At 62.9% G+C, this 21565-nt stretch carries 21 protein-coding genes; 11 read left to right on the plus strand and 10 right to left on the minus strand.

Features of this window, described 5'->3' with window-relative positions; translation table 11 throughout:
- Window positions 1-86: 86 nt before the first annotated feature.
- On the minus strand, window positions 87-563 hold the full coding sequence (gene greA / locus IB277_RS06945) for a transcription elongation factor GreA (protein ID WP_034791305.1): 477 nt from the start codon (window positions 561-563) through the stop codon (window positions 87-89).
- Between the two features lie 293 nt (window positions 564-856).
- On the opposite strand from greA, the gene IB277_RS06950 reads away from it, so the two are divergent.
- Window positions 857-2350 carry an MFS transporter gene (locus tag IB277_RS06950; protein WP_090295505.1) on the plus strand — a complete coding sequence of 498 codons (1494 nt, stop codon included), beginning with the start codon at window positions 857-859 and terminating at the stop codon, window positions 2348-2350.
- 53 nt (window positions 2351-2403) lie between these two features.
- Here IB277_RS06950 and IB277_RS06955 read toward each other — a convergent pair whose 3' ends face one another.
- The 3 genes from IB277_RS06955 to IB277_RS06965 all read right to left on the minus strand — a co-directional run bounded on the left by IB277_RS06955 (window position 2404) and on the right by IB277_RS06965 (window position 7612).
- Complete coding sequence (locus IB277_RS06955) at window positions 2404-2739, minus strand: hypothetical protein (RefSeq protein ID WP_060606488.1); 336 nt, start codon at window positions 2737-2739, stop codon at window positions 2404-2406.
- 134 nt (window positions 2740-2873) lie between these two features.
- On the minus strand, window positions 2874-6365 hold the full coding sequence (gene carB, locus IB277_RS06960) for a carbamoyl-phosphate synthase large subunit (protein ID WP_034791307.1): 3492 nt from the start codon (window positions 6363-6365) through the stop codon (window positions 2874-2876).
- A 218-nt stretch (window positions 6366-6583) separates the two neighbouring features.
- Entirely contained in the window at window positions 6584-7612 is a 1029-nt protein-coding gene (locus tag IB277_RS06965; protein ID WP_090295503.1) for a zinc-dependent alcohol dehydrogenase family protein, read from the minus strand.
- 263 nt (window positions 7613-7875) lie between these two features.
- On the opposite strand from IB277_RS06965, the gene IB277_RS06970 reads away from it, so the two are divergent.
- The gene (locus IB277_RS06970) at window positions 7876-8814 is read left to right on the plus strand and encodes a neutral zinc metallopeptidase (RefSeq protein WP_034791344.1); all 939 of its coding nucleotides are present in this window, start codon (window positions 7876-7878) and stop codon (window positions 8812-8814) included.
- Window positions 8815-8875: 61 nt separating this feature from the next.
- On the opposite strand, the gene IB277_RS06975 is transcribed toward IB277_RS06970, so the two are convergent.
- Window positions 8876-9868, minus strand: coding sequence for an aldo/keto reductase (locus IB277_RS06975; RefSeq protein WP_090295500.1), 993 nt, complete (start codon window positions 9866-9868; stop codon window positions 8876-8878).
- Window positions 9869-9989: 121 nt separating this feature from the next.
- On the opposite strand from IB277_RS06975, the gene IB277_RS06980 reads away from it, so the two are divergent.
- The 3 genes from IB277_RS06980 to IB277_RS06990 all read left to right on the plus strand — a co-directional run bounded on the left by IB277_RS06980 (window position 9990) and on the right by IB277_RS06990 (window position 13930).
- Window positions 9990-10898, plus strand: coding sequence for a LysR family transcriptional regulator (locus IB277_RS06980; protein ID WP_090295498.1), 909 nt, complete (start codon window positions 9990-9992; stop codon window positions 10896-10898).
- A gap of 166 nt (window positions 10899-11064) precedes the next feature.
- The gene (locus IB277_RS06985) at window positions 11065-12378 is read left to right on the plus strand and encodes a TCR/Tet family MFS transporter (protein WP_090295496.1); all 1314 of its coding nucleotides are present in this window, start codon (window positions 11065-11067) and stop codon (window positions 12376-12378) included.
- A 142-nt stretch (window positions 12379-12520) separates the two neighbouring features.
- Window positions 12521-13930: an MATE family efflux transporter gene (locus tag IB277_RS06990; RefSeq protein ID WP_110819786.1), complete on the plus strand. Its 1410-nt coding sequence runs from the start codon at window positions 12521-12523 to the stop codon at window positions 13928-13930.
- Window positions 13931-14063: 133 nt separating this feature from the next.
- Here IB277_RS06990 and IB277_RS38595 read toward each other — a convergent pair whose 3' ends face one another.
- Together IB277_RS38595 and IB277_RS38600 are read right to left on the minus strand one after the other, a co-directional pair.
- Entirely contained in the window at window positions 14064-14192 is a 129-nt protein-coding gene (locus IB277_RS38595; RefSeq protein ID WP_255380878.1) for a hypothetical protein, read from the minus strand.
- An 11-nt stretch (window positions 14193-14203) separates the two neighbouring features.
- A complete protein-coding gene (locus IB277_RS38600) occupies window positions 14204-14326 on the minus strand; it encodes a hypothetical protein (RefSeq protein ID WP_255380879.1) in 123 nt (40 codons plus the stop codon).
- A gap of 226 nt (window positions 14327-14552) precedes the next feature.
- On the opposite strand from IB277_RS38600, the gene coaD reads away from it, so the two are divergent.
- The 5 genes from coaD (at window position 14553) to tgt (ending at window position 18474) form a co-directional block, all read left to right on the plus strand.
- On the plus strand, window positions 14553-15047 hold the full coding sequence (coaD, locus tag IB277_RS06995; protein WP_060517145.1) for a pantetheine-phosphate adenylyltransferase: 495 nt from the start codon (window positions 14553-14555) through the stop codon (window positions 15045-15047).
- Window positions 15048-15082: 35 nt separating this feature from the next.
- On the plus strand, window positions 15083-15655 hold the full coding sequence (locus tag IB277_RS07000; RefSeq protein WP_034791360.1) for a peptidylprolyl isomerase: 573 nt from the start codon (window positions 15083-15085) through the stop codon (window positions 15653-15655).
- Window positions 15656-15677: 22 nt separating this feature from the next.
- Window positions 15678-16187, plus strand: coding sequence for a peptidylprolyl isomerase (locus IB277_RS07005; protein WP_034791362.1), 510 nt, complete (start codon window positions 15678-15680; stop codon window positions 16185-16187).
- Window positions 16188-16260: 73 nt separating this feature from the next.
- Window positions 16261-17343, plus strand: a complete 1083-nt coding sequence (queA, locus tag IB277_RS07010; protein ID WP_090295490.1) for a tRNA preQ1(34) S-adenosylmethionine ribosyltransferase-isomerase QueA — start codon at window positions 16261-16263, stop codon at window positions 17341-17343.
- Entirely contained in the window at window positions 17344-18474 is a 1131-nt protein-coding gene (tgt, locus tag IB277_RS07015; RefSeq protein WP_034791366.1) for a tRNA guanosine(34) transglycosylase Tgt, read from the plus strand.
- A gap of 22 nt (window positions 18475-18496) precedes the next feature.
- Here tgt and IB277_RS07020 read toward each other — a convergent pair whose 3' ends face one another.
- The 3 genes from IB277_RS07020 to IB277_RS07030 all read right to left on the minus strand — a co-directional run bounded on the left by IB277_RS07020 (window position 18497) and on the right by IB277_RS07030 (window position 20580).
- The gene (locus IB277_RS07020; RefSeq protein ID WP_090295488.1) at window positions 18497-18919 is read right to left on the minus strand and encodes a DUF4864 domain-containing protein; all 423 of its coding nucleotides are present in this window, start codon (window positions 18917-18919) and stop codon (window positions 18497-18499) included.
- Between the two features lie 231 nt (window positions 18920-19150).
- Entirely contained in the window at window positions 19151-19948 is a 798-nt protein-coding gene (locus IB277_RS07025; RefSeq protein WP_090295485.1) for an SRPBCC domain-containing protein, read from the minus strand.
- Between the two features lie 11 nt (window positions 19949-19959).
- Window positions 19960-20580 carry a helix-turn-helix domain-containing protein gene (locus IB277_RS07030; RefSeq protein ID WP_090295482.1) on the minus strand — a complete coding sequence of 207 codons (621 nt, stop codon included), beginning with the start codon at window positions 20578-20580 and terminating at the stop codon, window positions 19960-19962.
- A 285-nt stretch (window positions 20581-20865) separates the two neighbouring features.
- Here IB277_RS07030 and IB277_RS07035 point away from each other — a divergent pair, with 285 nt between their 5' ends.
- Entirely contained in the window at window positions 20866-21342 is a 477-nt protein-coding gene (locus tag IB277_RS07035) for a hypothetical protein (RefSeq protein ID WP_244546734.1), read from the plus strand.
- The last annotated feature ends 223 nt before the right edge of the window (window positions 21343-21565 follow it).

The raw sequence follows: 21565 nt of genomic DNA on the forward strand, positions 1-21565 counted from the left end.
AAAGCGCACTCCTTGCGCGAGCAACGATCGTCTTTTGAAAAGGAGAAACGGGGCGAAGGCAGGCTTCGCCCCTTGGCTAGGGCTGATCAGCCCCAGTTGACGGCGAGAATTTCGTAGGCCTTGGAACCGCCAGGCGCGTTCACTTCGATGGAATCGCCGACTTCCTTGCCGATGAGCGCGCGCGCGATCGGCGACGAGATCGAAATGCGGCCAGCCTTCACGTCGGCTTCCTGGTCGCCAACGATCTGGTAGGTCTTTTCTTCTTCAGTGTCTTCGTCGACGAGTTTGACCTTGGCGCCGAACTTGATCTTGGAACCGGACATCTTCGAGAGATCAATGACTTCCGCGCGGGCGATCAAGTCTTCGAGCTCGGTGATCCGGCCCTCGTTGTGGCTCTGCGCTTCCTTGGCAGCGTGGTACTCGGCATTTTCCGACAGGTCGCCATGTGCACGGGCTTCGGCAATCGCCTCGATGATTCGCGGTCGTTCTTCCTGCTGGCGCCAGCGCAGCTCCTCCTGCAGGTTGACGAATCCGCCCTGTGTCATCGGCACTTTTTCGACCATTTCAATGTCCTTCATCAAGCACGAGGCGCCGCCCTTAGGGCGGCGCCAACGCAAAAGAAAACGGTCTCCGGCGCGTAAACGCCGGAACCGTCCGAAACTTCGAACCTTGGTTATAGCAGAAACGGAAGCGCGAAAGCCAGATATTTCGCCATCATCCACCGAACCCTGAAAGGCGACTGCAACTTGTGGGGGAAGCGATGGGGTGGCAAGCTACGCAGAAAGCGCTTTACCTCAACCGCGGTTGAGGTCGTAACAAAGGTGTTCCGAAGAGATAGCAGCGAGGAACGTTGGGCATGGTTCTGGCGAGGGACGAAACCAAGGCAGGCGGGGGCAATACCGCACTTCAGGAGGACGGCCGCTGGAGCGAACTGTTGCGGCCGGACTATCTGGCGACGACGGCTGCCCTTTGCCTCGGGGTCGCGTTGTTCGCATTCAACGAGTTTTTCGTAGCGACCGCGCTGCCCACAGCCGTCGAAGAGATCGGCGGCGCTACGCTGTTGTCCTGGGCCGTCACGCTCTATCTCGTCTTTGCCATTCTCGGCGGCGCTGTTGCCGCCACGCTCAAGTCAAGGTTCGGCGCACGCGGGACGCTGATTACGGCCGCGCTCATCTTTGTCGTCGGCACCCTCATCGCGACCGCCGCCGGCAGCATGCCGCAGGTCCTCGCCGGTCGCGTGTTTCAGGGATTCGGCGAGGGGATCATTGCTGCGGTCTGCTACGCGCTGATTCCCGAACTCTTCCCGCCGCGCCTGGTCCCAAAGGTATTCGGAGCCGAGGCCATCGTCTGGGCAACGGCGGCCTTTGGCGGGCCACTCGTGTCCGGATTCCTGACGGAACACTGGTCATGGCGGGTGGCTTTCGCCGTCAACGTTCCCGCAACCGTCATCTTCGTTGCGCTCGTTCTGCTGATCGTACCGGCACGCAAGGTGCCATCGACCGACACGCCTCGTCCAATCCCGCTGCTGCGGCTGACCGTCGTCGGTTCCGGCATATTGCTGATATCGGTCTCAAATACGGCGAGCAGCGTCCCATTGATGGCGGCGGCGCTGGCGACGGCGCTGACCATCCTCTGGGCGGCCGTCGCAACCGACCGTCGGGCGGAGCATCCGATCCTGCCCGCGGGCGCCTTTCAGCTCACAAAACCGCTCGGCACCGGACTTTGGGTCGTGCTGCTGATGCCGCTCGCTCAGGCGTCCGGCTCGGTGTACCTCATTTATGGCCTGCAACATGTCTGGAATTTCAGCCCCACGGCCGCCGGTTTTTCCGCGGCATTGATGGCGATCTCCTGGAGTGTGACCGCTATCGCCGTCGCAAGCCTGCACTCGCACGCTCTGCGCGTGAAGCTCATCCCTGCGGGACCTGCGCTTCTCAGCCTCGGGCTCGCTGGTCTGATGATCGCCTTCGCGATCGACGATTACCGGCTGATCTTCCCGAGCCAGATCGCGGTCGGGGCCGGGTTCGGCATGTCGTGGGGCACGCTCAGCCAGCTGATGATGGACGTCTCCTTGCGAGGAGAGCGGGACAAGACCTCAGCGTTTCTGCCGACGTTGCAGTCGGCCGGTTATGCGATCGGCGCGGCGATCTGCGGGCTGACGGCCAATCTTCGCGGTTTCGACGAGAAGGCGAACGTTGCCACGATGCACGCCGCCTTGTTCACGGTTTTCGTCGTCGCGTTCCTGATCTCCACGGCTTCTCTCTATCTGGGCGTCAGAACCGTGCGGCTCGCAGCGAGCCACGCGCGTCGTGATCGGGCCAGAACTGCTGCCGAGGCCCTGGCGGCAGACTAACAGTGTGATCAAGCGCAGGATGGATGTTCCTGCGCTTTGCTCGTGGCGCTGCTTCAGGCTGCAGCGTAGAGAGAGGCGCCGACGTGGCGGCGGGCAAGCAGAGCCCGCTGTTCGGCGCCGCGGCCGATGGAGGGCACGATTGTTGCCAGCAGCCTGCGGTTGCTGGAACGGACCTGAACCTTCAGCGAACCATAATCGGCATCGCGGCCGATCTTGTCTGCGATCCGCTGGCCGTAATAGAGGGCCGATCCCTCGTCGAAATGGCTGATACCGTCTTCATCGACGAAGTGCTCGTCGCCCCACAGCAAATCAAAGAAATAGAGTTGCACGATCTTGCCCCATGTCGCGCCCACCGGCGAAGCCGCCGATCTCTCAGTGCGCAGGGTCATAGAAACATGTGCCGGGGGAATGCAGGCTGAACCGGTCGTTCATGCGGCGTTCAGCGGAGGGGCGGGCTGTTGAAGCGCATCACACCCTCGGGGATGGCGGCGGCGCGCGACGGTTTCGCGCGCCGCGGTCTTTCTTAGGCCTTGAAGTAGCTCTGCAGCGGGCGCACTTCGAGGCTGCCTGCCTTCAGAGCCTTGATTGCGTGCGCAGCCGCTTCAGCACCGGACATGGTGGTGTAGTAGGGCACCTTTTGCATCAGCGTGGCGCGGCGCAGCGACTTGGAGTCCGAGATCGCCTTGTTGCCGTCCGTCGTGTTGATGACGAGCTGAACGTGACGGTTGCGGATCGCATCCTCGACGTGCGGACGACCTTCCTGAACCTTGTTGATCTTGGTGGCGGCAATGCCGTGTTCACCGAGGAATCGAGCCGTGCCGCTGGTCGCCATCACCTTGAAGCCGATGTCGACGAGGATGCGGATTGCCGGCAACACCCGGGTCTTGTCCTCGTCGCGCACCGAAACGAACACTGTTCCATCGCGCGGCAGGTCGACGCCGGCGCCGAGCTGCGACTTGGCAAAGGCCAGTGCATAGTCGGTGTCGAGACCGATGACTTCGCCGGTCGAGCGCATTTCCGGGCCAAGCAGCGTATCGACGCCGGGGAAACGTGCGAACGGGAAGACTGCTTCCTTGACCGCGATGTGCTTGAGGTTGCGCGGATCCGGCTTTTCGCCATAGGCGGCGATCGCGACATCGAGCGCTTCGCCGGTCATGACGCGGGCCGCGATCTTCGCGATCGGTGCACCGATCGTCTTGGCGACGAAGGGTACGGTACGCGAAGCGCGCGGGTTGACTTCGAGCACGTAGATCGTGCCGTCCTTGATCGCGAACTGCACGTTCATCAGGCCGCCGACATTGAGCGCCTTGGCAAGGGCTGCCGTCTGGCGCTCGAGTTCGTCGACCATGTCCTTGTCGAGCGTGTGTACCGGCAGCGAGCAGGCGCTGTCGCCCGAGTGGATGCCGGCTTCCTCGATATGCTCCATAATGCCCGAGACGAAGACATCCTTGCCGTCGCACAGGCAGTCCACGTCGACCTCCGTGGCGTTGGTCAGGTAGCTGTCGAACAGCAGCGGGTTCTTGCCGAGCAGCGTGTTGATCTGGCCGGTCTTGTCGTTCGGATAGCGCTGCTTGATGTCCTCAGGAACGAGGCCCGGCACCGTGTCGAGCAGGTAGCTCTGCAGCATGCTTTCCGAATGGATGATCTGCATGGCGCGGCCGCCGAGAACGTAGGACGGGCGCACGACCAGCGGGAAGCCGATCTCGGCAGCGACAAGGCGGGCCTGCTCGACCGAGTAGGCAATGCCATTGTTCGGCTGGTTGAGGTCGAGCTTCATCAGAAGCTTCTGGAAGCGGTCGCGGTCTTCGGCCAGGTCGATCGCGTCGGGTGCCGTGCCGAGGATCGGGATGCCGTTCTTTTCCAGCGCTTCGGCAAGCTTCAGCGGCGTCTGGCCGCCGAACTGGACGATGACGCCGACCAGTTCGCCCTTTTCCTGTTCGGCGCGCATGATCTCGATCACGTCCTCGGCCGTGAGCGGCTCGAAGTAGAGGCGGTCGGAGGTGTCGTAGTCGGTCGAGACCGTTTCCGGGTTGCAGTTGATCATGATCGCTTCGTAGCCGGCATCCTTCAGCGCGAAGGCGGCGTGGCAGCAGCAATAGTCGAACTCGATGCCCTGACCGATGCGGTTCGGACCGCCGCCGAGAATGACGACCTTCTTGCGATCGGAGACTTCTGCTTCCGAGCGGGCGGCACCGACGAAGGGGGTCTCGTAGGTCGAGTACATGTAGGCGGTCGGCGAGGCGAATTCGGCAGCGCAGGTGTCGATGCGCTTGTAGACCGGGCGGACATTAAGCGCATTGCGCAGTTCCGCGACTTCCTTCGGGCGCTTGCCGCCGAGCGTTGCGAGGCGGGCGTCGGAGAAGCCCATGGCCTTCAGCATGCGCAGGTTCTCGGCATCGGCAGGCAGGCCGTGCTCGCGGATGCGTGCTTCCATGTCGACGATCGCCTTGAACTGGGCGATGAACCACGGGTCGATCTTGCTCGCCTCGTGAACCTCGGCTTCGCTCATGCCAAAGCGCAGCGCCTGCGCAACCATGCGCAGTCGGTCCGGCGTCGGCGTGCCGATCGCCGCACGAATGGCGTTACGGCCATCGCCGTTCTCGTCCATGTCGGGGATTTCGATTTCGTCGAGGCCGGTAAGGCCGGTCTCGAGGCCGCGCAGCGCCTTCTGCAGCGATTCGGCAAAGGTACGGCCGATCGCCATGACTTCGCCGACCGACTTCATGGCGGTGGTCAGAACCGGCGAGGCGCCCGGGAACTTTTCAAAGGCGAAGCGCGGGATCTTGGTGACGACGTAGTCGATCGACGGTTCGAACGAGGCCGGGGTTGCGCCGCCGGTGATGTCGTTGTCGAGTTCGTCGAGCGTGTAACCGATCGCGAGCTTCGCCGCGATCTTGGCGATCGGGAAGCCGGTCGCCTTGGAGGCGAGGGCCGACGAGCGCGACACGCGCGGGTTCATTTCGATGACGACGAGACGGCCATCCTTCGGATTGACGGCGAACTGCACGTTCGAGCCGCCGGTCTCAACGCCGATCTCGCGCAGAACCGCGATCGAGGCGTTGCGCATGATCTGATATTCTTTATCGGTCAGCGTCAGCGCCGGCGCAACGGTGATCGAATCACCGGTGTGCACGCCCATGGGGTCGATGTTTTCGATCGAGCAGATGATGATGCAGTTGTCCGCCGTGTCGCGGACCACTTCCATCTCGTACTCCTTCCAGCCGAGCACCGATTCTTCGATCAGCACTTCGGTGGTCGGCGACGCATCGAGACCGCTGCCGACGATGTCGAAGAATTCCGTGCGGTTATAAGCAATGCCGCCGCCGGTACCGCCGAGCGTGAAGGACGGACGGATGATGGCGGGCAGGCCAACATCGTCAAGCGCCTGCGCGGCAATCGCCATCGCGTGGTTCATGTAGCGCTGCTTGCGGTCGCCTTCGCCAAGGTTCCACTGGTTCTCGAGGTCATCGAGCGCCTTGTCGAGCTCGGCGCCGGAAAGCCGGCTCTTCAGTTCGGCGCGCTCGGCCTCGTGCGTCTTGCGGTCATGGTCCTTGATGTCGGTGGCATTCGCCAGCCGCGACTTCGGCGTTTCGAGGCCGATCTTCGCCATGGCTTCGCGGAAGAGGGCGCGGTCTTCGGCCTTGTCGATGGCGTCCGGCTTGGCGCCGATCATCTCGACATTGTAGCGGTCGAGAACGCCCATGCGGCGCAGCGAGAGCGCCGTGTTGAGCGCGGTCTGGCCGCCCATGGTCGGCAGCAGCGCGTCCGGGCGCTCCTTGGCGATGATCTTGGCGACGACTTCCGGGGTGATCGGCTCGACATAGGTTGCGTCCGCCAGACCCGGGTCGGTCATGATCGTCGCCGGGTTGGAGTTGACGAGGATGACGCGGTAGCCTTCCTCCTTCAGCGCCTTACAGGCCTGGGTGCCGGAATAGTCGAATTCGCAAGCCTGACCGATGACGATCGGCCCCGCGCCGATGATAAGAATGGACTTGATATCTTGGCGCTTCGGCATGGTCGATCATCCGTTTCTAGCTGCGCGAAAAACCGGCCGAGGTGGGGGGTCACCGGCCGGGCACGCATTGATGGGTCTTTTCAGGCTAGAAGCGGCTTATAGGCAAATGTTTCTGCAAGCGAAACCCCGAAAATTCCGGAATCGACAGGAACCAGCCATATTTGCGCACCTCCGGCCATGCAGCGCGCTTCGCGCGCGGCGAAACAACGCCGGGAATGTCAGGGGCGGCCGGGGATGACGAGAACTTTGACCTCTCCGGCCGCCGGCGGATGCGCAATGACGTCGGCTGCTTCGCCGAGCGTCACTTGCCGCGAGATCAACTTGTCGATCTCGATGGCGCCTGAGGCGACGAGGTCTGCTGCACGGCGGTGGACGAAGGGGTTTATGAAGGATCCGAGCACCCGCAGTTCGCGAAAGAGAATGTCGAACGGTTCGATTTCCACGGTCTCGCCCTTCGGCATGACGCCGAGGATCACGACGGTGCCACCGGACCTGGCAAGGCGAGTCGACTGCATGACGGTTTCGGCAACGCCGGCGCATTCGATGACGACATCGACCCCGCTGGGAACGAGCCCGGTGTCACCGGCGATCTGTTCGATGATATCGGTAGAGGAAGGATCGACCGTCGCCGTTGCGCCGACCTCTTCGGCAAGACGGCGCTTTGCCGCCTGTCGTGTGGAAAGAATGACCGTCGTTGCGCCGGCGAGGCGGACGAGCTGCACGACCAGTAGGCCGATCACACCGCCGCCAAGGACGACGACGGAGGAGCCGGCGCGGATGCCCGCCATATCCACGCCATGCAGGCAGCAGGCGAGCGGCTCGCAGAAGGCGCCATGAACGGGGTCGAGGCTCAGTGGTATGTCATGGGCCTGCTTGCGGGGCATAACCACGTACTCGGCAAAACCACCATCACGATGGATGCCGATCGCCCGGAGATTGCGGCAGAGATTGATGCGCCCCGCGGTACATTGCGGACAGATACCGCAAGCGATGTTGGGGTCGCCGGTGATTCTCGCGCCGATTGCGATATCGGAGACCCTGCTTCCGACCGCCTCGACGATGCCGCAGAATTCGTGGCCGAGCGTCACCGGCGGGCTGGAGGGGAATTCGCCGTGCAGCAGATGCCGGTCCGTGCCGCAGATGCCGCAGGCTTCGACCCGCACCAGCAGATCGTCCGGGCCGGGCAGGGGCTTTGGCACTTCTGCGACCCGCAGCTGACCGATACCTTCGAGCCGCAATGCCTTCATCGCCCTGCCTCCTCGTCCTGTCCGCATGGGCATAGGAGCCGCAAAGCAGGTTTGCGTCAAGGCGAGCGCGGCTGTTCAAGAGAGGGCGGCCGGTCGGGCCGGCGGCCCGGCTGCCGGCAGCGCCTTGGCGAAGTGTCCGCCTTGTCAAAAAGATTGGTGAGATCGCGAACTTACGGGGCGCGATTGCGTTTTACAACGACGTTAGGGCCGTCTTATAAAAGAGCAGACCGACAACGCCTTTCAGAGGCCGGGGAGGACAGATCATGGAATGGAAGGGCCGCCGCCAATCCGACAATATCGAAGACCAGCGCGGCGCGAGCCCCGGTGGCGGCAACCCGTTTGGGCGGGGGGGCGGTTTCCGCATGCCAGGCGGTGGCGGCGGCATGCGGCGCGCCGGAGGCGGTATGAGCTTCGGTACGATTATCTTCCTCGTCGTGCTCTATTTCATCCTCAAGGCCATGGGCATCGACATGCTGCAGGTGCTGGAAGGCGGCGGCGGCCAGGTGCAGATGCCGGGCTTCGAGCAGAGCGATGGTTCGCCGGCACCGCGCGGATCCGCTCAGGAAGAGGAAATGAAGCAGTTCATGGCGACGGTGCTCGCCGAGACTGAAGACACCTGGAACGGCATCTTCCAGGCAAACGGCCAGCAGTATGAAGAGCCGAAGATGGTGCTTTTCCGTGGCCAGGTGCGTTCTGCCTGCGGCTTTGCTTCGGCTGCCTCCGGGCCGTTCTATTGCCCGGGCGACCGCAAGGTCTATCTCGACATGAGCTTCTTCGACGAACTCGCGCAGAAGTTCGATGCGGCCGGCGATTTCGCCCAGGCCTATGTCGTCGCGCATGAGGTCGGCCATCATGTCCAGAACCTGATCGGCGTTCTGCCGAAGTTCAACCAGATGCGCCAGTCGATGAGCGAGACCGAAGCCAACCAGATGTCGGTGCGCGTCGAACTGCAGGCCGATTGCTTCGCCGGTGTCTGGGGCAAGTACACCCAGCAGAAGGGCCTGCTCGAACAGGGCGACCTTGAAGAGGCGCTGAACGCGGCCACCCAGATCGGCGATGATACGCTGCAGAAGCGCATGCAGGGCTATGTCGTTCCCGAGAGCTTCAATCACGGGACCTCCGAGCAGCGCATGCGCTGGTTCAAGCGCGGCTTCGACAGCGGCAAGATGACGGCCTGTGATACTTTCTCGGGCGCAGCCTGATTTCTTTGAACCAGAATCATTCGAAAGGGCCGGCTTGTCTGCCGGCCCTTTCGTTTGTGGCTTAGCGCTCGCTGTCCATGTGGGCGAGCTGGGCTTCTGGATACCGCGCGCCGGCTGCCGCATTCTTCGGCACTGCCTGTTCGATCACCGTCAGATCGTCTGCGCTGAGATGGACGTCGCGCGACGACAGGGCCTCTGCCAGTCGATCACGCCGCCGCGCGCCGACGAGCGGCACGATGTCCTTGCCCTTGGCCGCAACCCAGGCGATCGCGGTCTGAGCCACCGACACGCCCTTGCCTTCGGCGATTCGTCTCAAAGCCTCGACGAGGGCGAGGTTTCGATCGATGTTGCCTTCCTGAAACCGCGGGCTCATGGCGCGGAAATCGCCCTTGCCGGCCGCGCCTTTCTGCCAATGGCCGCTGATCAGCCCGCGTGAAAGGACGCCGTAGGCGGTGATGCCGATACCGAGTTCGCGGCAGGTCGGCAGGATCTCATCCTCGATGCCGCGCGAAATCAGCGAATACTCGATCTGCAGGTCGACGATCGGATACACGGCCGCCGCACGCCGGATGGTTTCTGATCCGACTTCCGAGAGGCCGACATGCCTGACGTAACCCGCCTTCACCAGATCGGCGATTGCGCCAATGGTGTCCTCGATCGGCACATCCGGGTCGAGCCGGGCGGGACGATAGATGTCGATATGGTCGACGCCGAGCCTCTGCAGCGTGTAGGCGAGAAAATTGCGAACGGCCTTGGGCCGGCAATCGTAGCCCAACCAGTTGCCGGCGGCATCGCGCAGGGCGCCGAACTTCACGCTCAGCAGCGCCCTGTCGCGCCTTCCGCCCTTCAACGCTTCGCCGATCAGCATCTCGTTGTGACCCATGCCGTAGAAATCGCCGGTGTCGAGCAGCGTGATGCCGGCTTCCAGCGCTGCATGGATCGTGGCGATGCTTTCGGCCCGGTCCGCAGGGCCGTACATGCCGGACATGCCCATGCAACCGAGGCCGAGCGCCGAAACCGAGAGACCGGTCTTTCCGAGTGAAACGTAATCCATCTTCGTTCTCCTTCGACAAGGCCGAAAACCAGCCGGCCGTTTGCTCGGTCTCCTGTTTACTTCGTCCGATGCCGTGCGATAATCCGATCTCAATCGAACGACTTGTACGAAATTCCGCACAATGGACGACTTGCCGCTTGCCGATCTCGATGCCTTCACCGCAGTGGCCGCGGCGCGGAGCTTCCGCGCGGCTGCGAAGAAGCGCGGCGTTTCCGCGTCGGCGCTGAGCGAGGCGCTCCGCCGCCTTGAAGCGAAGCTGCAGGTGCGCCTGCTCAACCGCACGACCCGCAGCGTCACCGTGACGGAGGCGGGCACGCGGCTGCTCGATCGGCTGACGCCGGCCCTTGGCGAGATCGCCGGTGCGCTCGATCAGGTCAACGAGATGCGCGACAGTCCGGCGGGAACGCTAAAACTGAACGTTCCGACCATCGTCGCGCGCGAAATTCTACCACCGATCATCGGCCGGTTCTTGCGCGAGCACCCGGCAATTTCCCTGGAGGTGACGGCGGAGGACGGTTTCGTCGATGTCCTCGCTGCCGGTTTCGATGCGGGCGTCCGCTACGAGGAACGCGTCGAGCGCGACATGATCGCGATCCCGATCGGGCCGAGCCGCCAGCGTTATGTCACCGCCGCAGCGCCGGATTATCTCGCAAGGCGCGGCGTGCCCGGCCATCCGCGCGACCTGCTTGAACACGCCTGCATTCGCCACCGCTTCGCCAGCGGCTTCTCGCTTCCCTGGGAGTTCGGCGAGGGCGAGGCGGCGCTGACGATCGCGCCGCCAGCCGTCGTCACCGCCAACACGATCGATCTCGAACTCGGGGCGGCCATCGACGGCCTTGGCGTGATCCGGACGTTCGAGGAATTCATCGCGCCCGCGGTGGCCGCAGGGCGCCTGATGCTCATCCTTGAGGCGTGGACGACGAGCTTCTCCGGTCCGCTTCTCTATTATGCAAGCCGCAAGCATATGCCGGCGGCGTTGCGTGCCTTCGTGGACTTCCTGAAGCGCGAACAGCGGCGGGATCATCGCTGAGGCATAGGCTGTAGATCGCTCGACCTATCAACCATTGCGATAGTCCCATCAGAAAATTTGAGACGTTCACGGATTGTTTCGTGCGAAATGATCCGTTACACCTAAATTGGTAGCGTTGTTCACGTTCTGTCTCTTTTCCCGGGGCAGGCCGCCGGGGAGGGATCGCATGCGCGACGAGAAATTTGTGCGACGCGGCCTGTTCCTCGTCTTCCTCATCCTGTTTCTCGATATCATTGGCATCGCAATCATCGTGCCGGTGCTGCCGGCCTATCTTAAGGAATTGACCGGCGCCAATGTCAGCGAGGCGGCGATCGATGGTGGATGGCTGCTGCTCGTCTATGCGGCGATGCAGTTTCTCTTTGCGCCGCTGATCGGCAATCTCAGCGATCGATTCGGCCGCCGCCCGGTGCTGCTCGCATCCGTCTTCACTTTCGCGCTCGACAACCTGATCTGCGCGCTCGCCACCAGCTACTGGATGCTGTTCATCGGTCGTGTACTCGCCGGCGTCAGCGGCGCCAGCTTCGGCACGGCATCGGCCTACATCGCCGACATCAGTCATGACGGGAACCGAGCCAAGAATTTCGGGCTGATCGGCATTGCCTTTGGTACCGGCTTCGCGCTCGGGCCGGTGCTTGGCGGTCTGCTTGGCGAACTCGGCCCGCGGGTCCCGTTCTACGGCGCGGCAGCGCTGTCCTTCGTCAACTTTATCCTTGGCGTATTCCTGCTGCCCGAGACGCTCGACAGCGCCAACCGCCGCCGCTTCGAGTGGAAACGCGCCAACCCGCTCGGCGCCCTCAAGCAGATGCGCAATTACCCCGGCATCGGCTGGGTGGGGCTGGTGTTCTTTCTCTTTTGGCTTGCCCATTCGGTCTATCCGGCCGTCTGGTCCTTCGTTTCCAGCTACCGCTACGGCTGGAGCGAGGGGCAGATCGGACTTTCGCTCGGGATCTTCGGTATCGGCGGTGCCTTCGTCATGGCCGTCATCCTGCCGCGCGTGGTGCCGCGGCTTGGGGAGTGGCGCACGGCCGTGCTCGGCCTGACCTTCACCACGCTCGGAGCCATCGGCTATGCCGGCGCCTGGCAGGGGTGGATGATCTATGCGGTGATCATCGCGACCGCGCTCGAAAGCCTCGCTGATCCGCCGCTGCGCAGTATCGCCGCGGCCCACGTGCCGTCGTCGGCACAAGGCGAGCTTCAGGGCGCGCTGACCAGCATCGGCAGCATCACCACGATCATCGGTCCGTTGATCTTCACCCAGGCCTTCGGTTATTTCACCAGCCCTGCCGCGCCCGTCGCCTTTGCCGGCGCGCCCTATGCGCTCGCCAGTTGCTTCCTCGTCGGCGCGCTTATCGTGTTCTTCCTGAAGATACCGAGAAGCAGGGCGGTCGGACCGCAAGGCGCAGAGAATGTCGGGCCGGCCGACGCCGTAGCGCCGGACGAGCCAGAGGCGATGGAGCGGCCACGATTGCACGGAAATTGATCAATTTTCGTGATCTATCGATGAAACTTTGAGCAACCTCGCCCTTGCGGCTGGCTCTTTGCCCGACGGTATTCTATTTCCGGATTCCTCCCCCCGATCTTCGGTTGCGGCCCGGAGCCGCATTGACTGCCAGGAATCTGCCATGCTGACCGCGAATGCGAGCCCGATACCGTTGACGACCGACAATTCCTGGCGGACGCACTATCGCGCGAGCTTCTGTCTGGGCGTGCCGTTCATCGGTGCGCAGCTTGCGCAGCTCGCGATCAACACGACGGACGTCCTGATGGTCGGTAAGCTCGGCGCCACCGAGCTCGCGGCGATCATCCTCGCGACCCAGATGTATTTCACCGTCTATGTTTTCGGCAACGGATTTGCCAATGCGGTGGTGCCGATGGCAGCACAGGCCGTCGGCCGTGGCGACAAGGTTTCGGTGCGCCGCTCGGTGCGCATGGGCATGTGGGTGGTGATGCTCTACGGCCTGTTGACCGCGCCGATCCTCTGGATGGCCGAGCCGATCCTGCTATTTGCCGGCCAGCAGCCCAAGGTCGCAGCCCTTGCAGGAGAATATGTCCGCATCGCGCAATGGGCGATCTTCCCCGGCCTCATCTTCATGGTGCTGAGGGCCTTCCTGAGCGGCCTGGAGAGGGCAGGGATCATTCTCTATGTCACGCTGGCGACGCTCGTGCTCAATGCCGCGCTCTGCTACGTGCTGATCTTCGGCCACTTCGGCTTCCCGAAACTCGGCATCTTCGGTGCGGCGGTCGCAGCGCTTGGCGTTGCCGTGCTCGGCGCTGCGCTGACGATCGGCTATATCAAGACCAAGCCGGAACTCAACCAGTACGAACTCTTCGTCCGCTTCTGGCGGCCCGACTGGGTCGCCTTCCGCGAAGTCGTTTTTCTCGGAATTCCGATTTCGCTGACGATCCTTGCCGAGGTCAGCCTGTTCACCGTCGCCTCGCTGCTGATGGGCACGATCGGCACGGTCGAGCTTGCGGCGCACGGCATCGCGCTGCAATTCGCCTCGATGGCCTTCATGATCCCGCTCGGGCTTGCGCAGGCCGCCACGGTGCGGGTCGGGCTTGCCTATGGCCGCGGTGACCTCCTGGGCGTTCGGCGCGCGGCGATCGCTTCGCTGGTGCTCGGCGCCGGCTTTGCCATTGTCGGCAGCGCCATCTTCGCATTCTTCCCCAGCCAACTGGCTGCCCTTTATCTCGACACAGCCCGTCCGGACGCTGCGGCGGTGCTTGCCTTCGCGGCTCCGCTCATTGTCATTGCCGGTGCGTTTCAGCTCGTCGATGGCATGCAGGCGATCGCCGCCGGCATGCTGCGCGGCCTGAAGGACACAAAGGTGCCGATGCTGCTGGCGATGGTTTCTTATTGGCCGATCGGCTTCGTCTGCGCCTGGCTCTTTGCCTTTCCCTTCAATTTCGGCGGGATCGGCGTGTGGTTCGGCTTCGTCCTCGGGCTTGCAGCCGCCGCGGTGCTGTTGAACTGGCGCTTCTTCCGGATGCTCGGCGAGATCACGGCGAAGGCTGCCGCTAAGGGCGCCTGACTTGGGGCGAAGAAGAGAAAAGAAAAAGCCGGACGGGCAGGGGATGCCGTCCGGCTTACAATGGCGGTCGCCTCAGGGGAAGGGAACGACGGCCGCTTACTACCACGCTTCGTTTTACGAAGCTTTGGAACTGCTAGACGTTGAAGCCGTCGAGCCGTTCCGAACCCTGGCGATCGCGCTGGAGGTCGCGTATCGTCCGGGCAAAGTCGATCAAGAATACGAGACTAATGACCGCTGCCGCGATCATGAATAGGGTGGCCATAGTGCCCTCCATCAACGGAAGATTTTCTGGGTCGCGTAGCGCTCGCGCCGGTCACGGGACTCGTTGCGCAGTCCATGTATCGTCGCAAAGATCATCGCGAAAAACATCGCCATCGAAAACAGAGCAAGTCCCATAGCCGTAATCCTTTCGCATCCTAAACGGCAGTACGTTCAAAAAAGTTCCGTTGTTACTGGCACTACACTTAACGTCTTTGCTGTGAAGCACCGTTGAACATGGCATTCATCTAGCATTCATTCTTTCTGTCCCGCTGTTTCCCAGGGAACAGGGTCAACCGCCGTACAACTCTTGCGATCTGTCGCCGTCCGTGACAAAAGGCTTCACCAAACGGAAACAGGTGCGATGACCACGGCATTTTATCCCGGCTCCTTCGATCCGATGACGAACGGGCATCTCGATGTGCTCGTGCAGGCGCTGAACGTGGCGGCGAAAGTCATCGTCGCGATCGGCATCCACCCCGGCAAAGCACCACTCTTCTCCTTCGACGAACGCGCCGAGCTCATCCGCCGCTCGCTCCAGGAATTTCTGCCGGACAGGGCAGGCGACATCGATGTCGTTTCCTTCGACAATCTGGTCGTCGACGCGGCGCGAGAGCGCGGCGCAAAGCTGCTTGTGCGCGGCCTTCGCGATGGCACCGACCTCGACTACGAGATGCAGATGGCCGGGATGAACCGGCAGATGGCGCCGGATATCCAGACCTTGTTCTTGCCGGCGGGCACGGCATCACGGCCCATTACGGCCACATTGGTCCGCCAGATCGCGGCCATGGGCGGCGACGTCAGTGCCTTCGTGCCCAAGTCCGTCTACGAAGCACTGCAGGCCAAACGCCGTACCTGACGGGCGGCCCCAAATTCACCACGCAGGGAGAAACCATGAAAATCCTCCACCTCGCATTTGCCGGCGCCATCGCGCTTGCCTCCTTCACGGGCACGGCGCTTGCGCAAGCGGCCGACAACTTCATCACCATCACGCTCAAGGATGGTCCGGTCGTCGTCGAACTCAGGCCTGACATCGCGCCGAAGCATGTCGAGCAGATCAAGGCGCTGGCCGCGGCCGGTGAATACGACAACGTCGCTTTCCACCGCGTGATCAAGGGCTTCATGGCCCAGACCGGCGACGTGCAGTATGGCGACATGGAAAACGGCTACCAGCCGCAGGCTGCCGGCACCGGCGGTTCGTCGCGTCCGGACGTCCCGGCAGAGTTCTCCGACGTCCCGTTTGAACGCGGCACGGTCGGCATGGCTCGCTCGCAGGACCCGAACAGCGCGAATTCGCAGTTCTTCATCATGTTCGCCCCGGGCGACTTCCTCAACGGCCAGTACACGGTCGTCGGCAAGGTCGTCTCCGGCATGGAGAATGTCGACAAGATCAAGCTCGGCGACGACGCCAACAACGGCTCCGTCACCGATCCCGACCGCATGATCAGCGTCAAGGTCGGCAAGTAAAATCAACAGAAGGAGAAAACCCATGGCCGAGATCAAGGATCCGGAAAACACGATCATCCTGGAGACCACCAAGGGCAAAGTCGTCATCGAGCTTCTGCCCGACGTCGCTCCGGGGCATGTCGCCCGCATCAAGGAACTGGCCCGCGAAGGCGCCTATGACGGCGTGGTATTCCACCGCGTGATCGAGGACTTCATGGCCCAGACCGGCGACGTGCAGTACGGCAAGACCGGCGGCGAGCACTTCAACCCGGCCCGCGCCGGCATGGGCGGCTCCTCAAAGCCGGACCTGAAGGCCGAATTCTCGAACGTCAGCCACGTTCGCGGCACGTGCTCGATGGCCCGTAGCCAGATGCCGAACTCGGCCAACTCGCAGTTCTTCATCTGCTTCACCGACGCGCCGTGGCTCAACAAGCAGTACTCTGTCTGGGGCCAGGTCATCGAAGGCATGGACAACATCGACAAGATCAAGCGCGGCGAGCCGGTGCGCGATCCCGATACGATCGTCACGATGCGGGTTGCCGCAGACGCCTGATTTGCGCTAATGCACGAACCCGCCCCGGTCGCCAACTGCGCCGGGGCGGGTTTGCTTTTGTCTGAAGATAACAATGCGCGTAGACCTGTTCGACTTCGACCTCCCGGAAACTTCGATTGCGCTTCGGCCCGCAAGCCCGCGCGACAGCGCCCGTATGCTCGTGGTGCGCCCCGATGGCGCCGACGTTCTTGCGGACAAGGGCGTGCTCGACCTGCCGTCGTTCCTGAGGGAAGGCGACGCGCTTGTCTTCAACGACACCAAGGTGATCCCGGCGCAGCTCGAAGGCATCCGCCGCCGCGGCGAGGAGATCGCGACGCAAGTTTCGCTGACGCTGCATATGCGGGTCGCACCCGACCGCTGGAAGGCTTTCGCCCGCCCGGCACGACGCCTCAAGGTCGACGACCGCATTGCCTTCGGCCACGGTGGCTCAAGCTGCTTTCTCGGAACGCTCGACGCGACCGTCGAGGAAAAGGGCGATGCCGGCGAAGTGACGCTGCGCTTTGATCTCTCGGGTCCCTCGCTTGACGAGGCGATCATGGCGGTCGGCCACATTCCCTTGCCGCCTTACATCGCTTCCAAGCGCGCCGAGGATGCGCAGGACCGCGCCGACTACCAGACCATGTATGCCCGAGAGGAGGGCGCCGTTGCGGCGCCGACCGCCGGTCTGCATTTCACCGACCGTCTTTTCGCCAAGCTCGACGAGGCCGGCATCGAGCGCCACTTCGTGACGCTGCATGTGGGCGCGGGTACGTTCCTGCCGGTCAAGGCTGATGATACCGACGACCACGTGATGCACCAGGAGATCGGCCACGTCGATGCCCGGACCGCCGAGAGGCTGAACGCCGTCAAGGCGAGGGGCGGGCGCATCGTCTGCGTCGGCACTACCTCGCTGCGGTTGATCGAAAGCGCCACCTCGGAAGACGGCACGGTCAAGTCCTGGTCCGGTCCGACGGGTATCTTCATCACGCCCGGCTACCGCTTCCGCGCGGTGGACATGCTGATGACCAATTTCCATCTGCCGAAATCAACGCTGTTCATGCTGGTTTCGGCCTTTAGCGGCCTGGACACGATGCGCGCGGCCTACGCGCACGCGATCGAAACCGGCTACCGCTTCTATTCCTATGGCGACGCCAGCCTGCTTTTCCGGAAAGACTAAATGACCGAGACCTTCCAGTTCAAGCTACACAAGACCGACGGCAAGGCCCGTCGCGGCGAAGTGTCCATGCCGCGCGGCACGATCCGCACACCGGCCTTCATGCCCGTCGGTACCGTCGGCACGGTCAAGGCGATGTATCTCGACCAGGTGAAGGATCTTGGCGCCGACATCATTCTCGGCAATACCTACCACCTGATGCTGCGCCCAGGCGCCGAACGCGTCGCGCGGCTCGGCGGTCTGCATGGCCTGATCCGCTGGCAGGGCCCGATCCTCACGGATTCGGGCGGCTTCCAGGTCATGTCGCTGGCGGGCCTTCGCAAGCTCGACGAGCAGGGCGTCACCTTCAAGAGCCACGTCGATGGCGCGCTCTTCCATATGTCGCCGGAGCGCTCGATCGAGATTCAAGGCTTGCTCGACAGCGACATCCAGATGCAGCTCGACGAATGCGTGGCGCTGCCGGCCGAGCCAAAGGAAATCGAGCGCGCGATGGAAATGTCGCTGCGTTGGGCCGAGCGCTGCAAGGTCGCCTTCGGCGACCAGCCGGGCAAGGCGATGTTCGGCATCGTGCAGGGCGGCGATATCCCGAAGCTGCGCGAACGCTCGGCTGAAGCGCTGAAGGGCCTCGATCTCAAGGGCTATGCGGTGGGCGGTCTCGCCGTCGGCGAGCCGCAGGAGGTGATGCTGCGCATGCTCGACATTACCTGCCCGATCATGCCGGTGGACAAGCCCCGTTACCTGATGGGCGTCGGCACGCCAGACGACATCCTGCGGTCGGTCGCCGAGGGCATCGACATGTTCGACTGCGTGATGCCGACCCGCTCGGGACGCCACGGCCTCGCGTTCACGCGCCACGGCCGCATCAACCTGCGCAATGCCCGCCACGCCGAAGACATGCGCCCGCTCGACGAGCAATCCTCTTGCCCTGCGACGCGCGACTATTCGCGTGCCTATCTGCACCATCTGATCCGCTCGAACGAATCGCTCGGCGGAATGCTGCTCAGCTGGAACAATCTGGCCTACTATCAGGAACTGATGGCCGGAATTCGCCTGGCGATCGAAGAAGGTCGCTTCGCTGACTTCATGGCCGAAACGCAGGAAACCTGGCGGCGAGGGGACCTTCCCCCGGTTTGATGGCCGCCAGCGGACCGGTGTCTCAGATGGCCGGTCCCGACGCCGACTGCAAAATCATCACGCCGTTGATCTTGTAGCTGCCATCCGGCTGCTTCACGAGTTCGTAGACTGCGGTCCAGTCCCTGCCGTCTGGCGCCGAGATCAGAACTTCCTGCAGCACCTGGTCGCCAACCACCTTCGATCGACCAAAAGCAAAGTTACCAGGCCGGTAGACGGGCTGGTAGCCGCGCTTCACCATCTCGAAGAAGCTTTCCTTATCGGGAAACTTGCCGCGGATCGCGGGTGAAGCGAAGGAGTAGGCGGTCTCCGCATCATCCTGCAGAAAGGCAGTGATCTGTTCCCGTATGATCGTTCGCGCCGTATCGACGGGTTCCTCCGCACAAGCGGCAGTCGCGGCTGCCAGTTGTGCCACCATACCGAGGGCAATCGCAAAGCTCCTGAACATCGTCGATCTCCATAGCCGCAATGAAAGACCATAGGACAGTCGCGGCTTTTGGAAACAGGAGCTTTGGTGGCAGCTTCAGATAGTTGCTCAGATCTGTCTATGTAAATCGTGTTAATTCAATTTGTTGCCTGGCGATATGAAAGTCAGATATCAGATATCATAAGTTGGTGATGTCCGCGTAATGGCGTGCGCAGGCTGGCGGCGGCGAGGCGCCCGCTGCCAATGGGCGATCTAGTTGAACGTTGTCGCCATCCATTCCTGCCATTTCGGCTCGCTGCCTTTCGCGCGCGACTTGGCACCGTCTCCATAGTGATAGAGCGCGATGCTGGCATTGGTGCCTTCGCCGGTCGAGTAGCTTCCGATGAGCGCGATGCCGGCGCCGGGTTCCTTCAGGCGCAGCAGCAAATAGCGTTGCTTGGTGTCCTGCTGCACCCGTTCGACGATGCCGGCAAGGCGTTCGGGCCGTGGTGGCGTGCTGCGCTCCTCGCCGACATTGGCGCCGACAAGTCCCAGCGCTTCGGTCAGGCGTTCCCAGACACTTGCCTGCGGTTCCCCGGTTGAAACCATGGCGAAGCTGCTGACCGCCTTCTCGCCGGCGAAATGTGCGAGATAGATCTTCAGGATCTCGAAGAACGCCGGCCATCCGCCCTCGAAGCCTTCCAACTGGTCGTCCCAGTCGTCGTTCGCTGTGAACAGCGAATGCACCATGCGCAGCACGCAACGATTGCCGGAACGCGCCGTGACGGTGATTTCGGTTGCGACCGGCGGCGCGCCCTCGCTCCACTCGCGTTCCACATAGGCAAAGCGGGCAGGCGGCTCCCAATGCGTCACTTCGCCGGTCGAGCTGCCGTTCGGACCGAAGTCGAAGGCGATCTTGCCCCCGACCCGCTCATCGATTTCCGTCTTGGTGAACCAGGCATTGTTGCCGCTGCCGGTTGCGATCGCCTGCCAGACCTCTTCGGGCGAGCCGGGCACGATCAGTTTCATTTCAACCCAGCGCTTTCCGCTGCCATCCTTCTTGATCGGCATGGGTTATCCTTTCAGGAGTTGGTGTCGTCGGGTTCGCCCTTGGCTGCGCTCTCGTCGCTCGGCCCAGGGTAGGAGGCGATGATGAGCCGGTGCGGCCGGGCGTCCGGCGCGCCTTCGTCGTGGTAGCGCGCAGCGAGCGCGCTCACCGCCTGGGCGAGATCGGCGGTAAAGGTGGCGCGCTCCGCAGGCGAACGAAAGTTGATCACGGTGTCGATCGACAGCGTTGCCAGGCGCTTGTCCTGCGTGCGGGCGCTGCGCAGCAGTCCGCCGACCTCACGGACCATGCGGGCCGCCAGTGCGACCAGATAGCTCGCAGACAGGCGATCGCTGCTCCGCCCGGGGTCGGCAGCAATCGGCCCCAGCGCCGCCGGCGAAACTACATAGGACGTGGCGGTTGCGACCATCAGGCGCTCGGTCAACCCGCCCCAGCGGCGTTGCTCTGCCGGTTCTATCAGTTTGTGCTCTTCGAGCGCACGCAGATGGTAGTTGACCTTCTGGCGCGTCAGCCCCACCCGCACAGCCAGCGCGGCAGCCGATGCGGGCGCGGCAAGTTCCGCCAGCAAACGGGCCTTGATCGGCTCCAGGGCAAGTGCGGCGGCGGCCGGCGCGTCTATGACATCGAGATCGAGCATGGTGCAATCATCGCCTTGACAGATTTTTTTGTCAAGGCGATGATTGCACCTAATGCGGGTAGGGGAATGCCGAGTGCCCGCTGACATGCGCGACCTCAGCTATGCGGAGCCTTCCAACCATTCAGGCTCGCCCAATGGAGGCAGCCATGCGGAAAGGCGCTGAGCCGGGTTAGGCTCCCGGTTGAGCTTCTCCACGCGATGCGACGCTAACGTTTGCCGACCGCTTGGCAGTTCGTCGTTTTTCTCCGAATGTCACCACCCAAGGTGGCGGGAGGCAATGTATCGATGGGAGCGCCGATGAATGCCGGAACGATCGAGATTTACCGCCCACGTGATGTTTCTACCCTGGGCGACTGGAACATCGGCGGCCTCAAAGCCTATGGCCTTGCCGCCGATTGCAGGCGCATCGATGACGCGATGGTGACGCTGGCTCAGTCATTCGTCCGACAGGACGTCATTCCGCGCGCGGCGGCTGAGGGCGATAGCAATGGCCCCGGCTTTGTCATCGTCCATCCCGGCAGCCTCGGCATCTCCATCTCGGCTCACTGGTGGATACAAGGTTCGGTTCTGTGTCAGCGCAACTATCGGAAGCTCTATACGGCTTCTGAGCCGATGGATGCTGCAAGGAGACCGGCCATTGCCTGTGTTTGGGAATTGGCGCTGATCAACGCCGAGCAGGAAGCCTGGCGAAAGACGATGATGAAAGACGAACCTGATCCATTGGCCTACATGGAAGAGCGTGCCGCGTTTGGGACGGCTTGAGCGCCAGGGGCGTGCTGCAAGTGGCGAGGGCGCGCTTTGCGCAAACGTTGGAAAGAGGGTCGCATGTCATCCTTGAACCCGCCCGACCACATGCAATGTCAAAGCTGAATAGGGCTGCGACGTCGCCAGCCATTTAGAAATGCGACACTGCCCGCCGGCTTGCTCTGCCAGTCAGCCCCCGATCCGACCGGCTGGTCCGGGTTGAAAGGGCGGAGCGGGGGCG

The organism is Ensifer sp. ENS07, from assembly GCF_014852185.1.
In the GTDB taxonomy this organism is placed as follows: Bacteria; Pseudomonadota; Alphaproteobacteria; order Rhizobiales; family Rhizobiaceae; genus Ensifer; species Ensifer adhaerens.

Bases quoted from the DNA above. Each gene is read 5' to 3' on its own strand.
- IB277_RS06975 (WP_090295500.1), bottom strand. From the start codon at position 9,868: ATGGATTACGTTTCACTCGGAAAGACCGGTCTCTCGGTTTCGGCGCTC.
- IB277_RS06950 (WP_090295505.1), top strand. From the start codon at position 857: ATGGTTCTGGCGAGGGACGAAACCAAGGCAGGCGGGGGCAATACCGCA.
- tgt (WP_034791366.1), top strand. From the start codon at position 17,344: ATGACCGAGACCTTCCAGTTCAAGCTACACAAGACCGACGGCAAGGCC.
- IB277_RS06955 (WP_060606488.1), bottom strand. From the start codon at position 2,739: ATGACCCTGCGCACTGAGAGATCGGCGGCTTCGCCGGTGGGCGCGACA.
- IB277_RS38600 (WP_255380879.1), bottom strand. From the start codon at position 14,326: ATGGGACTTGCTCTGTTTTCGATGGCGATGTTTTTCGCGATGATCTTT.
- IB277_RS07030 (WP_090295482.1), bottom strand. From the start codon at position 20,580: ATGCTCGATCTCGATGTCATAGACGCGCCGGCCGCCGCCGCACTTGCC.
- IB277_RS07020 (WP_090295488.1), bottom strand. From the start codon at position 18,919: ATGTTCAGGAGCTTTGCGATTGCCCTCGGTATGGTGGCACAACTGGCA.
- IB277_RS07005 (WP_034791362.1), top strand. From the start codon at position 15,678: ATGGCCGAGATCAAGGATCCGGAAAACACGATCATCCTGGAGACCACC.
- IB277_RS06990 (WP_110819786.1), top strand. From the start codon at position 12,521: ATGCTGACCGCGAATGCGAGCCCGATACCGTTGACGACCGACAATTCC.
- IB277_RS06985 (WP_090295496.1), top strand. From the start codon at position 11,065: ATGCGCGACGAGAAATTTGTGCGACGCGGCCTGTTCCTCGTCTTCCTC.
- IB277_RS07000 (WP_034791360.1), top strand. From the start codon at position 15,083: ATGAAAATCCTCCACCTCGCATTTGCCGGCGCCATCGCGCTTGCCTCC.
- IB277_RS06980 (WP_090295498.1), top strand. From the start codon at position 9,990: ATGGACGACTTGCCGCTTGCCGATCTCGATGCCTTCACCGCAGTGGCC.
- carB (WP_034791307.1), bottom strand. From the start codon at position 6,365: ATGCCGAAGCGCCAAGATATCAAGTCCATTCTTATCATCGGCGCGGGG.
- coaD (WP_060517145.1), top strand. From the start codon at position 14,553: ATGACCACGGCATTTTATCCCGGCTCCTTCGATCCGATGACGAACGGG.
- queA (WP_090295490.1), top strand. From the start codon at position 16,261: ATGCGCGTAGACCTGTTCGACTTCGACCTCCCGGAAACTTCGATTGCG.
- IB277_RS06970 (WP_034791344.1), top strand. From the start codon at position 7,876: ATGGAATGGAAGGGCCGCCGCCAATCCGACAATATCGAAGACCAGCGC.
- IB277_RS06965 (WP_090295503.1), bottom strand. From the start codon at position 7,612: ATGAAGGCATTGCGGCTCGAAGGTATCGGTCAGCTGCGGGTCGCAGAA.
- IB277_RS07035 (WP_244546734.1), top strand. From the start codon at position 20,866: ATGGGAGCGCCGATGAATGCCGGAACGATCGAGATTTACCGCCCACGT.
- greA (WP_034791305.1), bottom strand. From the start codon at position 563: ATGGTCGAAAAAGTGCCGATGACACAGGGCGGATTCGTCAACCTGCAG.
- IB277_RS07025 (WP_090295485.1), bottom strand. From the start codon at position 19,948: ATGCCGATCAAGAAGGATGGCAGCGGAAAGCGCTGGGTTGAAATGAAA.
- IB277_RS38595 (WP_255380878.1), bottom strand. From the start codon at position 14,192: ATGGCCACCCTATTCATGATCGCGGCAGCGGTCATTAGTCTCGTATTC.